The sequence below is a fragment of the Streptomyces sp. B21-083 genome (assembly GCF_036898825.1).
Taxonomy (GTDB): domain Bacteria; phylum Actinomycetota; class Actinomycetes; order Streptomycetales; family Streptomycetaceae; genus Streptomyces.
In genome coordinates, this window is record NZ_JARUND010000005.1 from 1 (window position 1) to 12754 (window position 12754).

Consider the following 12754-nt stretch of genomic DNA (forward strand, 5'->3'; position numbering starts at 1 on the left):
GGGCCCCAAGGCGCGAAGCGCCTTTTAGGGGGGCCCACCGCGATAGCGGCTGACCGTTAGGGAAGGGTCTTTTCCGCCCCGTGGCCGTAGGCCACTGAGGGGGCGGGATTCCTCTATGGACCCGCGAAGCGGGGACACGTCCGCCCGTGCCCGAAGGGCACTTAGGGGGCGGACCAGCCCGGAGGGCTGTCGATTGGCCGCGCATTTTGGGCATGGAAAAAGGGTGGCGATTCCAGCGCCACCCTTTTTCTGTTGCCTAGTTGTTATCTAGGCCGTTCCTCTTGCGGTTAATCCATGGTCATTGCGGCGAGCCATTCGGCCGCTTCCATGCCGTCGAGCGTGCCGTCCGGGCCGAAGTCTTGGGGCGTGAGCTCGATCCCGTGCTCGGCCGCCTCCGCGATGATCGCGGCGGGCTCGCTCATTCCTCGCCCTCCTCGGCGAGCTCGGCCTCGTAGTGCATGTAACCGGCCTCGACGAGGCGTTCCGGCTCGACGTCGTTGATCCGGGCGAGGTGGAACAGGTCCGCGAGGAGGTCCCCGCCAACCTCCCTGAGCTCGTCCTCGCCGACGTTGAGAGTCCCGTCGAAGTAGTTTTGCCCGGTCTCCTTTCCGAAGGCTTCCAGGGCCGTAAGCGCCCAATGGGCGCGGGTGCGGTTGGCCTCCTCGGGGCCCTCGTCGTAGATGCTGGTCACTTGTTCCACCCCCACCAAGAGCCGATTTCCTCGACGGTCTCGCCGTAGTTCTCCTCGACCATTTCCGCGAATGAGGCACCGGGCTTTCCGAGGCACATAAGCGCCGCGTTTACGACGAGGTTGATTGCGTCCTCTTCGGGCTCGCCGAGACTGATGGATTCGAGGACCATATCGGCACCCTCGTTTACAGCGGAGCGGATTTGGTCCTCGGTGAATCCGAATCGCGGGAGGGCGATTCCTGCGCGCCGTGCGTCGATGTACCTGCCGAGAGCTTCCGTCGCGCCAATCTGCGAAATGGTCCGGGCGTATTCGGCGTTCGGGCACTGGTCCGAGGTGAGGAATTCCTCTACGGCCGCCATGAGGTCCGTGAGTGCGGCGGCGGGGTCGGAGACGTACCCGAGGGTTCCGTCGGCTCCCACGGCCCATACGTCGGTGCCGTCGAGGTCGATATCGGAGACGGCGAGGAGTTCACCGCATCCAATGCACTTGAACATTCCGTCGGCCTGAATGCCGAACGGGGATTCTGCGCATGAGGCACAGATGATTGTCACCATGGGGTCACCTTTCGGGGTTGATCTTCCGTGGCGGTGACCAGGAAGCCACGCGGCGCCCCGTGTGCTTTTTGGCCCGGTGCGCGCCGTAGGCGCAGGGCCAAAAACTTTTCCGGTGAACGCGCCGAAGGCGCCCGGAAAAGCGGTCCGCGCTTGCGCGGACTGAATCGCGGTGAACGCGCCGAAGGCGCCCGCGATTCACCCGCAGGGCCCGCCAGGGCCCGGAGGGCGGCCCTCGGGGCGCCGTGTGGCAGCCTGGGCACCGCCACGGAAGAAAAGGGCCCGTAGGGCCGCTCTAGGGCCTCGCTGCGCCCTGCTGCGCCGCCCCCGCCATGCTGCGCCCCGAACATGCGAGGACCCCCCTCCCGGCCTGCGGGAGGGGGGTCCTCGGGTGTGCTGCGGTGCTACGCCGCTCCGTGCCTTGCTGCGCCGCTCGCCACCCACTGGACGACGTCGCGGGCGCGCAGCTCGTCGCCGTCGAGGAGGCCGAGGAGACGCTCGGAGAGTTCGAGGGCGGTCTCGGCGTCCTCGCTCCGCAGGTAGCGCCATGCGGCGTGGGCGTTGCGGATCGCTCGCTCGTTGTCCGTCTCGGGCTGCGCCTTGGCCTCCTGGCGGCGCTCGGCGGTGTCGAGGAGGAGCTCGGTCACCTCGGCCCACTCTCCGGACTGCGGCGACTGCCGCACTGTGAGCGCGGCCCGGACGGTCAGCACGTTGACGGTGTACGGGTGCAGCGGGCCGTACTCCCCGGTGAGCGCGGTCTCGATGCGGTCGGCGGTGATGATGGCCTCGGCCAACCTGCCGGCCTTTTCGTACGCGACGAGCTCGCTCCACGCACCGGAGTATTCGGCCGGCAGGAGCGCGGCCCACTCCGGAGACATGTCGGGGCGCGCCTCGGCTGCGCCGGTTGTCCTGGCCGCGGTGGGGGGCCGAGTGGCGGCGGCTTGCTGCGCCCGCTGGACGGCGGGGGCCGGGGGCGCGGTGGGGGGCGCTGGGGGTGCCTGTACCGGCACCGGGGCGGGCGGCGGTGCCGGTACGGGGTGAGGGCGGTCAAGGGTCGTCACGGTGCCGTCTACGGCCACGATGAGGGGCCAGGCCGACCCGTCCTGTTCCTTGGCCACGGCGCGGACCGGGCGGCCGTGTAGCGCAGCCTTGATGCGCACCTCGGCGAGGGCGGCGAGGCGTGCGGCGTTGACGTCACCGCCGCCGCTGGTGATCTCCTCGCCGTCGACTGTGGCCGTGCCGGACGAGCTGAGCATGATCGTGTAAACCGGGGTCGGAGGGATCTGGTCGGGGTCGGTGCTCATGGTCTTCTTTCTCCGCCTATCCACCCTTGGGGAAATAGGGCGGGGCCCATCCGAGATAGGTAGCGCCCCACTTGGTTTCGATATCTGTTGCGTCGACCACGTCGATATAGCCGGGACGCACGATATCGTTGCTGGCGATTTTCCCGCCACCTAGATATACGGCGACATGCCCCGCCCGAGATCCGGTGTCCCAATACATCAAGGCGCCGGGGGGTGGGTTCCTGTCCTTGTCATGCTTGAGGGCGGGTGGCATTTCCTTGTAGTGGTCAATCGCGTACGTGACTCCGGAGAAGTTCCAGCCGTACACCTGGGCAACGAACGCGAGGCAGGCGCGGTACCACTCACCCGACCCGTTCTCTGCCTCGTTCCGTGCCCACTTGATCGCTTCGGCGGTGCTGCGGGGGTTCTCGACCTGGTGAGGCCATGGGGCGTCGCCGTCGTGGAACGGCTGTCCCGGCTTGCCGGGTGTTCCCGATCCCGCGCCGTCGGTGTAGCACTCCTCGGGGCTGTTGGTCTGGTCGTCACCGTTGGCGGCGTCGTCGGTCGGGTCCTCGGTGCCGGCGCCTGCCTCGCCCTTACGGTCGAGGTCGATACCGGCCTGTTCGGCGATCTGACGGGCGGCGTCCTCCTGGCCCGCGTAGAGCTCAGGGTGTGCGGACGCCTGCACCTTCTGCGCAGCGTCCCCGAGGGGCATGGTCTGCCATCCCTGTATGTCCGTCAGTCCGTGTATCCCCCGGGTCGACTTGGGGTCGGCCCCGAACAGGAACATCCCGGCCGAGTACGTCGGTTTCATGATCTGTTCTTTGGTGCCCCACCCCTGCGAGGGGCGTTGCTGAAACAGGCCGACTGAGTCGCGGTCGCCGTGATCCAAGTTGAGGAGCGTCGACTCCTGTAGCGCCGTCATCAGGGCGACGAGGGTTGCGCGTCCGGACAGGCCGCCGTCTGCGGCCACCTTGTCAATGATCTTGGCGTTGGCTATCTGGTCATCGCGGTAGTTGGCGCTGCCGGGGTTCTGTGCCGTCCCCTCGCCGTCGTCGCCGAGGTCGACCCCGGGGGTTCCTCGGCCGCCGCAACTGTCGGCGAAAGCCTTGCCCCCGATGCCGGCGCCGAAGATGCCGACGAGCAGAAGGAAGATGAGGAACCCCACGGCGCCGACGGCCCCGGCCTTGATGGCGAACCCGCGGCCCGCCACCTTGGCCAGAGCGCCGAGCGCATCGCGTCCGTCCACTACAGCCCCAGAATCCGGGAGACGCGCCAGGCGCTGCCGCTGGGGTTGGTCAACTCGACCTGTAGAACGTGCTGTTCGTCGGAGTTGGTGTATCCCTCGACGTGGACTTTCGCGGTGACCTGCCGCCACACCCTGAGTGGGGTGTCTACCGGGAGGTTCTCCTTTGCCGGGGACGGGCTCGCCTTGATGGTGCTCACGGTGGCCACGCCGCCGTGACTGACGAGCTTGTCCCACGCCGGATCACTCGACGAGGCGAGGTTCTCGACGAGTGCCGGCGCCATGTACGGGGCCGCCCGCAGGACGGAAGCGGTGGGCTTCCCGTCGGCTGGAGGGTTGCGGGTGAGGTAGAGCCGGATCGCCTCCTCGGCGACGTGATCGGGCTTACTCAGGTCGACGGCCGGGGACGAGCTCGGCGAGGAGCTCGGGGAGCTCGTCGCCGTCTCGTCCGTTCCCGGCTTGTCGTCCTCGGCCGCCGGGGTGGGGCTCGCACTCACCGAGGCGCCGGGCCGGTTGTCCCCGCCGTTCAGTCCTGGCCACAACCACCGGGCGCCCGCGCCGATTCCGAGGATCAGGGCGACGATCACCAGGGCGGCCGTCGGCTTGATCGGGTCTCGACGGCGTTCCTCGCGCACCCACTGTGTGGTGCGGCGGCGGGCGTCGGTGCGGTGAGCCTTCCTGGCACGTCGCCGTTCACGGCGGCGGCCGGTGTCGACCTCCTCGGGGTAGTCCCACGTGCGCAGGATCTCGCGCCACTCCTGGGGGGTGCGGTCGTCGTCCTTGGACATGCGTCACCCCTTCGGGGTTCGTGGTGCGGGAACTGCGGGACGTCGAGCGGGCGCTACTGCCTTGGGCGGTGGCGTCGTGCTCCTGGCGGGCCGGGCCGCGGCAGGCTTGGGCGGCGGCCCGTTGGGGGTGCTGCGGATGACGGTCGCCTGAATCACCTTCGGGCCGTCACCGGGTGCCGAGGGCGGGAGGGCCTGACGGAATCCGCCGGGGGTGGGGGCGATGCCCGTCTCGGGCCGCAGGACCGCGCTCGGGGCCCTACCGCCTGCCGTGCCGCCTGTCCCTGCCGTCCCTGCCGGGAGGGACGGACGGGGCCGGGAGGAGGGCGAGGGCGGGATCGCGGCGGCGCCCTTGCCGGACGGCGCGGACCGGTCTCGGTCGAGGGTGATCACGGGACCGGTGTCGGCCCGGCCGGTGCCGACGGGAAGCGCCGGGCCCGGATCGGCCGGGAGGGGCCGCGGCGCGGGCGGGCGCTGCGGAACCCGCGTGATGGTCACGCCGTAGTCGTCGGCCATGCCACCACCGCCGGGCGGGAGGGCAGGACCGCCGCCGCCGCCGCCACCGCCGCCGCCTCCTCCTCCCCCGGTGCCGCTCGGTCGGCGGCGGGTGGTGACGGGCTGGTAATCGTGGTCACTGCCGCGTCGGCGGCCTCGGCCGCCGTTCCCGCCGCCGAGGGCCTTCGCGGCGAGGAACCCGGCCATGGCGCCGCCGCTGGTCCCGCTCACGCCGACGATCTGCGCAATGACCGCGCGGAACTTCATCGCGACGATGGCGGCGGCGATCGAGAGGCCCGAGGTCGGGAGCCATCCGTATTGGTTGAACATGGCCGTGCACGCTGCCTGTACGGCTAGCACCGCGCCGAGGACCAGGGTCGCGATGATGCTTTCGAGGGTTCGGGCGAGCACCTGATCGAACCAGGCAAGGCCCCATTGCCGGGGGCGCCCCGGGATCACCCAGAGGCACGCGAAGAACACCCCGGTTAGCAGGAGCATTAGGGCGCCGAGGAGGCTCGCCAGTGAGGTAAAGGCGAGCATGAGAACGAGGGCGGCGAACAGGATCACGGAAATGAGCGCGGGCAGTGTGACCATGATTCGGCCGACGGGTGAATGCCCCTGACGCCAGGTCACAGAGTCGCTGCCGACTGCCTCGTCATCGACGTTGTCTTGCAGCCACTCTTTCCGCTTGTCCTTGTCGGCGCCTTGCTTGAGGAGCTCGTCGCCGTACTTCTCACACACCTCGAATGAACCGAAATTCGCGACGCACCACGGCGTGGCCACATAGGACCGCCACACGGCATCCGAGCTCTTTCGGAGCATGTCGTCACGGCCGTTACCGGTGAACTTCGGCTTATGGTCCATCTCGAACGGGAAGTCGGCCGAACCGTCGCCGATGCCGGCGGATGCCGCATCCATGGTGACGCTCGCGCCGACGGTGCGTGCGGTGTCGATGCCGCTCACCCACGTGCCGGGGCTGGTCAGGAGCGAGATCGACACGACTCCGGAGATCATCACCCAAGCGATTTGGGAGAGGCCGCCCTCGCCGCCTCCTCGGCGGTTCTGCACGAACGCGACGAGGGCCCCGACGGCGAGCGCGCTCGGAAGGAGCGTTTGCGTCATCCCCTTCGCGGCCCCGCCGATGCTCTTTGTGATGGCGTCTTGAAGCGGCGGGATCGAGGTCAGTTGGAAAATCCACTGCACAATGACGACGCACGCCGTACCAATGACGGCAATTAGGGCCATGCAGATATCCGCGATGGCTTCGGCCATCGGATCGAGGATGTCCCACTTTCCATAATCGGAGTCGAGTTGCCAGAGGTTGGGATTGCTGTACGTCTCGTACAACGTCCCTTGCCCCTTGGGGACTTTGGAGTCTGGCGACGGCATGAGGTCGCCGATTCCGACCGGGTCGATATCGGCGGCGTGCGCGTGCCCGGCGAACACCATGAGTGTGGTGAACGCGAACATCAATGGAATGAGTACGGTCCGCATACGCGGAACGGTGACGAGCATTTACCCCCCTGACAGGGCGGTACGGACCGGCGAGCCGTGGCCCATATCCCCCGCTTGTACGTCCTCGTGCTGGTCGACCAGCCAGGCCCCGCCGTCTCGGACCAGGCGCAGCGCGCGGCGCGTTGTGGTGGCCTCCTTGCCGGGCCACTTCACGGTGTAGGTGATCAGGACCCCATATCCGGCCGGGTGGTCCTCGGCGGCCGGCACCTCGACGACGTCCGAGGCGGACACGGGACCGGTGTCGGCCCGCTCGGGCCCGCTCGACGAGGGCCTCGCCCGTGGCGTCGGGGTCGAGCCGTCGGCGTAGGTGGGCGGCGAGTAGTCAGGCGAGGGACTCGACTCCTCGGGCGTCGGCGAGGCCGAGCTCGGGGCGTTCTCGGCGACGCACTCGGCGACGGTGCCGCCGCGCAGCCTCGCCGTACTCATCTCGCACCAGGGGCGCCAGTCCTGCCGGTTCTTGGCCTCCTGGTAGGAGCGGGCCACCTTGACGACGGCGTCCGTCGGGTCTGCCGGCGTCTTGCTTCCCCCCTCGTCCTTGCCGTCCGAGGAGCACCCGGCGAGCGCCAGGGCGCTAACCGTGATCAGTACCGCCGCGGCCCGCTTCACGCGGCCCCCTTCGCCATGTCGATGCCGTCGGCTGAGTTCTGCGCGGTGGCCTTGGGGGAGGTGTCGAGGAGCTTGAGGAGTTCGAGGCTCGGCACGTCCCATTGGACGGTTGCGCAGGAGAAACGGCGGTCTCGGATGATGCAGTGGCCGTGCCTGATCTCGCCGTCGGGCAGGAGTCCGACGGACTGAATCAGGGCGCGGGTGTGGTCGTTCTTCGGGAGGCCGAGGAGCTCGGCCAAGGCGTCCTGTTGGTCCTTGGTGGTGAGCTGGAAACCCGCGACGGTGGTCAACTGCTCGACCACGCCGACGAGTTGAACGAGGCTCTCGGGGTCCTGTGTGTCCAGGAGGAGCGACGTCGCCAGGGCGCGGCCCACTCGGGCGATGTAGGACAGGAACGAGGCGCCTTGCCGTGTGGCGGTGAGGACGTGCACCTCGGGGACGCACACCGCCTTGCGCAGGCCGCGCAGGTCTCGGCGGCCTGCGGTGGTGACCCCGTAGGCCAACATCGAGTGCATGAGGGCGACAGAGAGCCGTTGGAGCGGGTTCCACTCCTCGCGCGGCGACTCGGCGCCGGGCAGCGACAGGCCCGGCATCTGCACCACCCAGATTCCGGCCGAGGGGGTGAGCGGTTCCGTCTCGCCGGTCGGGCGCCCCATGAACGGGGCGCCGATCGCGTTACGGCTGAGCTCGTAGAGGGCCTCGCCGGTTTCCCGGGCGAGCTCGTCCTCGTCCTGGCGGAGGTACTCGATCACCTTCCACGTGGCGGGGTCACCCTTGGCGATCACTTCATTCGTGGCACGGGTGATCGGCGTCTCGGCGCCCCGGGCCCGCAAGTGCGGCGGTACGGCAATGCTGAGTTGCGCCGGCACCTCGACCTGTGCCATCTCGGCCCCCTCTTTGGCGAGGAGCTTGAACAGGTCGGCGAATCCAGCGAAGCGGGGCCCGGTCTCGACGAGGTGTGCGTTCAGCCCGTACGCCTTCGCCGCGGTGACCACGCCGCCGAGGTCGCCTTTGAAGTCGAGGGCGAGGCAGTATCCGCCGCGGAATCCGGCGTCGAGCATCGAGAGCATCATCGCCGTTGTTTTGCCTCGGCCCGAGCGTCCGATGTAGGCGGTTGTGGTCGCGTCGCCCCGGTCGCTGCCTGCGGTGACGTCGTTCCGGAACACTCCGGGGGTGCTGCCGGTCAGGTATCCGACGATGGGGCCGGAGTCGTCGCCGACGCGGGCGCCACCCCAGAACCAGGAGCCGGACAGGCCGGTGACGTCGCGGGTGTGGCCGAGGTCGGGCACCCGCAGTTGGTCGCCGGGCTGCGTTTCGAGCCACAGCTCGCGTTGTTCCTCCTCGCCGACGGTGACCTCGATCCCGAATCCGCCGTAGTGCGCAACGACGGCATCCACGCGGGCCCGCAGGTCGTCAAGGCTCTTGGTGCTGGTGACGACGAGGCGGGGGTGATCCTCGACGAGGGTCACGTCCTCGCGGCCCATGGAGAACTTGAGTTCGGCCATGGCGCCCTCGGTCGTCTCGATGTCGAGGCCCGGGTCTTCCGCGCTTTGCTTGGCCGCCGATCTGCGCTGTTCCTTGGCGACTTTGCGGACGTCGTCGACTTTCTTGATTGCCTCGCGCTTGGGCAGCACCTTGAACCGGACGCTTGCCTCGGGAGAGACAGGGAGTATCAGCGACGAGGCGTCGAGGCCGTCGAGCTCGTCCTCGTCGAGGTCGGGCACGTAGTTGATCTCGGACAGGACGCGCAGCCATTCACCGGAGCCGGGGCTTTCCATCACGGCCGGGAACCCGGGCATGGACAGGACCGACACCCATGCGGCGACGTCGCCGGACGCGCCGACGACGCGCAGGTGATCGGGGAACGGCAGGATGCGGCCCCGTGTCAATGAGGCGAGTTTGGCGCCGCTGATGATGCCGGCGTTCGCGGCAGGCAGGGGGGCGGCCCGGTGCTGTTCGCGCGAGATCATCCAGGCGAGCATCTCGACCGAGGCCGGTTGGGCTTTCCACGGGCTCGATTCGAGGCGGCGGCCGAGGCGGCGCATTGTGGCGTCGAGCTTGGCGAGCTCCTTGGAGCTGACGGCCGAGGAGGCGATTCCTAGACCTTCCTGCACTCCTCGGCGGCTGATCTTGGCGGTCTGTCCGGTGCGCTCGGTGATCCGCACGCCGAGGAGGAGGTGACGGGAGTCCAGTCCGATTTGGTCGAGGCGCTGCACCCGTAGGTCTGTCCACGCGCGCCAGTCTCCCGAGGTGAACATGTCCTCGGCCTCGGCGGCGTAGTCCTCGGCGTGCAGCGGGGACCACATCACGCGGAGGTGGCAGTCGTACCCCGCGAGGGTCCGGGAAAAGGCTGCGTCGGCCTGGTCGAGTTCGCCGTCTCGGGCCACGGTCGACATGAGGTCGGTGTTCGAGCTCGCGAGGACGTACCAGGCTTCGGCGTGGCCGTCGGTCACGACCAGGCCGTCCGCGAGGGCGACGTATTGCGGCGGGGCGGCGGAGCGGTCGCCGCCTACGCCGAGGAACGTCCCGATCCTCTGTGTGATCTTCATGCTTCCCCCTTGTGCTGTAGTGCTTTGCGGCCGTGGGCTTTCACCACGGCGTCGGGCCCGTACAGGCGCGGCCGTGCGTTCAGGCGCAGCGGTACGCCGGCACCCTGCGGAATGTCGTCGTCGCCGAGCCACCGCTCGACGAGGCCGCCGAGGACCGAGGAGGCGGCGAGGGTGTCGACCTTCCCGCCCCACCGCGCGCGGCGGCTGATCCATTCGCTACGGGCCGCGGCGCGGCGTCCGCCGCAGATGATCGGCCGGTGCCCGAGGACGAGGTACCGAATCCCGATCGACCAGTTGGTGATGTTCCATCGCCTGTCGATGCGGCGGCTGCGCTGCGTGCCGTAGACGACGGTCAGGAGCGGCGGCAGGAAGTACAGCGTGAACGTGATCCGGTTCGGGAGACCGAACACAAGCAGGATGGAGCCGGTCCACACGAGGTAGAGAGACAGGCCGAGGAGGAGCGCCCGGCGGGGGATGCCCTCGCCGAGGTCCATCCCGAGGAGTTCGTGTTGCCGGGTGTCGAGCTGGAAATGGTCGGTGTACGTGCGGCCTTGACGCATCAGGCGGTCCCGCTGACCTTGCCCCACACGCCGGTCAGGAAGCCCTGTACGGCGTCGGGTGCCCAGATGATCGCGCCGACGAATACGGCGCCGACGGCGAGAGTGATCATCTTCCCCCACTCGTCTTTGATGAAGAAGCCGACGGCCCGGATCGCGAGGAACGCCGCGAACAGGTTCCCGACGACAATCAAGATCCAGTCTTTGAGTTCGGCGCCCGTCGTGAGCGGGGCCGCCAAGATTTCGTGCGCTACGGGTGGGATGCGGTGTGCCACGGGTGTTCCCCCTTGAGTATTTGGCAGGCTGACCAGGAGTTATGACGGATGCTCATGTTTTGTGAGCTGGGGACATACGCACCCGTCAGAGGGTGCCGCCGCGCACGTCGGCGACTTGCCACCGCGCGGCGTCGGCGCTCGACACCCGGGTGAGCTCTACGCGGTAGGTCTGCTCGACCGTGCCCTCGCCGAGCGTCCAGGAGACGCGGGCGGTACCGGTCCGGTCGTCGCCGGTCCCCTCGTCGACGGACCACGTAACGACGCCCTTGTACTCGACCCCTTCGGGGAGTGGCGGGACGCTCGCGCCGGGGGCGGTGACGGCGTCGGTGTCGCCGCCCGCGTAGGCGCGGAAGAACTGTTCGATGGTGCCCTCGGTCGAGGCCGCGAGCTCCTGATCGGTCTTGGTGGTGTTGAGGTCGGGCGCCTTGGGGCCCTTGCTGGGGATGCCGACGAGGCCGGGCTCCCCCGTGACGATGATCCGCCCGGCGGTCTCGACGACAGGCACATCAAGGCCCACCCAACGGGCGGGCGACTCGGGGGCCGCGGCCTTTTTCTTGTCCTTGCCGGTCGGCGCGGGCGCCTCGGTCTTGATCAGGACGTCTACCCGTACGCGGGCCTGGTGCTGACTGCCGGTCGTGACCGCGCCCGGTTGGGCGGCGAGTACGTCCTGACGGCCGCGCCCGTCCCACCCGATCGAGGTATCCGAGTTCTCGGGCATCACGGCGGCCAGGAGCGCGGCGCGGTCCTCGGGCTTGTCCTGGTCCCACGTGAGGTAGGCCCGGCTGAACCGGGCGGCGACGGCCTGCGCTTCGGCGGTCGGGTAGGTCGGCCCGGTCGTCACCTTGGGTGCGGGCGGGACGTCGACCTTGGGCGGGATGAACCACGCGCGAACGCCAGTCACGGCGGCGAGGATCAGCACCCCCCACACCAGGCCGCGGCCGAGACGTCGGGCGAACACGGCGCCGCTTCGCTCGTCTTGGGGAACCCACGGCGTGCGCGGTCCGGCCTTCCCGGTGGACTCGGCGGCCGGGGTCGGGGCGGCGCTCTTGTGCTGCGCGGCGAGCTCGGCGCCGGCACTCTCCCACGGGTTCGAGGGCCGGGGGTTCTGTGTCTGCGAGGGCACGGGTGCCGGCGCTTTCTTGCTCTGGTCCGGCGTGGGCTCCGGTAGCCCTGCGGCTTTCCGGAGCATGGTCCCAAGCGACGGCATCCCCGCAACCTCCCCCAAGTCAGGGCGCATTGAGCGCATTGGTGATCGAGCCTATGCCGAGGGTGATCACAGCGTCAAAGAAATTCGCATGGCACATGCACCGGCTGTAGCCGTCCTGTGACATGTGGGCAGCGGGCGTGATCACGGGCCGCTAGAGTGCGGCCCCATGTTGGGAACGATCGGGGGGGCATGACGGGTGCGCATACGTCGCGAGCGACTGCGCGAACTGCGCGCCCGGCGCCAGATGACGCAAGTAGATTTGGCCGAACTCCTCGGCTGTTCGCGGGCTGCGGTTTCGACATGGGAAACAACCGGCCACCCGCCTAGACCGGCGACTTTGCGCGAACTCGCGGAGTTGCTCGGCGTCGCCGTATTCGATCTTATCGAGGTCGACCTACTCGACCTAAAGGTAATGCGATCCGTTGCCGGTATGCGCCAATGTGATATTGCCGAATTACTGGGCGTCCTCACCTCGACATACTGCGACGTCGAAACAGGCAGGCGCGATCTACCCGGCCGATGGGTTCCCATCATCTCTAAGGCTTTCGCCGTCCCGCTGAGTCTCGTACGAGGTCTATCTCCTAGCGCACACAAAGCAAGCGGCGGCGGTGCGGAAAGTTGATCCGCACCGCCGCCTCCTTCCCGACTTCTCCGCCCCTTTACTCCTTGGGTGCGTAATAGGTGCGCCATGACGCGGCGCACTTTCTCTGAATCGCATCCATCGCGGTTCCGGCGCCGCCATAGTGGATGATCCCGAGCGGGTCCTCTCGAATAGCGGTCATCTTGAACAGATTTTCCGCGTGCGGGGCCAGGTCCCGCAGGAGCGCATTAGCCTGACCGTTACTGAGAGGTGGGACGGGAACCCGGTAGTGCCACCCTGCACCAACGAGCGCGGGGGCAATCTCGGCGTATTCTTCTGCGGCGTACATGCGCGCGGTCCCGTGCAATAGGTCGACGGAGAAGAAGGCGGCTCCACCCTCTGAGAGATCCTTAC

Annotated in this window: 14 protein-coding genes; 1 reads left to right on the forward strand and 13 read right to left on the reverse strand. The window is 68.5% G+C overall.

What is annotated here, in order from left to right; translation table 11 throughout:
• Positions 1-287: 287 nt before the first annotated feature.
• The 12 genes from QA861_RS46650 to QA861_RS46705 form a co-directional block, all read right to left on the reverse strand.
• Positions 288-422 carry a hypothetical protein gene (locus tag QA861_RS46650; protein WP_334595245.1) on the reverse strand — a complete coding sequence of 45 codons (135 nt, stop codon included), beginning with the start codon at positions 420-422 and terminating at the stop codon, positions 288-290.
• On the reverse strand, positions 419-691 hold the full coding sequence (locus QA861_RS46655; RefSeq protein WP_334595246.1) for a hypothetical protein: 273 nt from the start codon (positions 689-691) through the stop codon (positions 419-421). Before QA861_RS46655 ends, QA861_RS46650 begins: the two co-directional genes overlap by 4 nt.
• The gene (locus tag QA861_RS46660; protein ID WP_334595247.1) at positions 688-1245 is read right to left on the reverse strand and encodes a hypothetical protein; all 558 of its coding nucleotides are present in this window, start codon (positions 1243-1245) and stop codon (positions 688-690) included. The genes QA861_RS46655 and QA861_RS46660 overlap by 4 nt, the downstream gene beginning before the upstream one ends.
• A gap of 401 nt (positions 1246-1646) precedes the next feature.
• The gene (locus QA861_RS46665) at positions 1647-2546 is read right to left on the reverse strand and encodes a hypothetical protein (RefSeq protein WP_334595248.1); all 900 of its coding nucleotides are present in this window, start codon (positions 2544-2546) and stop codon (positions 1647-1649) included.
• Between the two features lie 16 nt (positions 2547-2562).
• Positions 2563-3774, reverse strand: a complete 1212-nt coding sequence (locus QA861_RS46670; protein ID WP_334595249.1) for a C40 family peptidase — start codon at positions 3772-3774, stop codon at positions 2563-2565.
• Positions 3774-4559, reverse strand: coding sequence for a hypothetical protein (locus QA861_RS46675; RefSeq protein ID WP_334595250.1), 786 nt, complete (start codon positions 4557-4559; stop codon positions 3774-3776). The genes QA861_RS46670 and QA861_RS46675 overlap by 1 nt, the downstream gene beginning before the upstream one ends.
• Before the next feature lie 3 nt (positions 4560-4562).
• A complete protein-coding gene (locus QA861_RS46680; RefSeq protein WP_334595251.1) occupies positions 4563-6545 on the reverse strand; it encodes a hypothetical protein in 1983 nt (660 codons plus the stop codon).
• A 21-nt stretch (positions 6546-6566) separates the two neighbouring features.
• Positions 6567-7172, reverse strand: a complete 606-nt coding sequence (locus QA861_RS46685) for a hypothetical protein (protein WP_334595252.1) — start codon at positions 7170-7172, stop codon at positions 6567-6569.
• The gene (locus tag QA861_RS46690; RefSeq protein WP_334595253.1) at positions 7169-9721 is read right to left on the reverse strand and encodes an ATP-binding protein; all 2553 of its coding nucleotides are present in this window, start codon (positions 9719-9721) and stop codon (positions 7169-7171) included. Before QA861_RS46690 ends, QA861_RS46685 begins: the two co-directional genes overlap by 4 nt.
• Positions 9718-10281, reverse strand: a complete 564-nt coding sequence (locus QA861_RS46695; RefSeq protein ID WP_334595254.1) for a hypothetical protein — start codon at positions 10279-10281, stop codon at positions 9718-9720. The genes QA861_RS46690 and QA861_RS46695 overlap by 4 nt, the downstream gene beginning before the upstream one ends.
• Positions 10281-10553 (reverse strand): hypothetical protein, encoded by a 273-nt coding sequence (locus QA861_RS46700; protein ID WP_318265274.1) that lies wholly within the window; start codon positions 10551-10553, stop codon positions 10281-10283. Before QA861_RS46700 ends, QA861_RS46695 begins: the two co-directional genes overlap by 1 nt.
• An 85-nt stretch (positions 10554-10638) precedes the next feature.
• The gene (locus tag QA861_RS46705; RefSeq protein ID WP_334595255.1) at positions 10639-11676 is read right to left on the reverse strand and encodes a conjugal transfer protein; all 1038 of its coding nucleotides are present in this window, start codon (positions 11674-11676) and stop codon (positions 10639-10641) included.
• Positions 11677-11956: 280 nt separating this feature from the next.
• Here QA861_RS46705 and QA861_RS47365 point away from each other — a divergent pair, with 280 nt between their 5' ends.
• Positions 11957-12382: a helix-turn-helix transcriptional regulator gene (locus tag QA861_RS47365; RefSeq protein WP_443041706.1), complete on the forward strand. Its 426-nt coding sequence runs from the start codon at positions 11957-11959 to the stop codon at positions 12380-12382.
• A 37-nt stretch (positions 12383-12419) separates the two neighbouring features.
• Here the strand turns inward: QA861_RS47365 and QA861_RS46710 are convergent, their stop codons facing one another.
• Positions 12420-12689 carry a hypothetical protein gene (locus tag QA861_RS46710; protein ID WP_334595256.1) on the reverse strand — a complete coding sequence of 90 codons (270 nt, stop codon included), beginning with the start codon at positions 12687-12689 and terminating at the stop codon, positions 12420-12422.
• Positions 12690-12754: the final 65 nt, after the last annotated feature.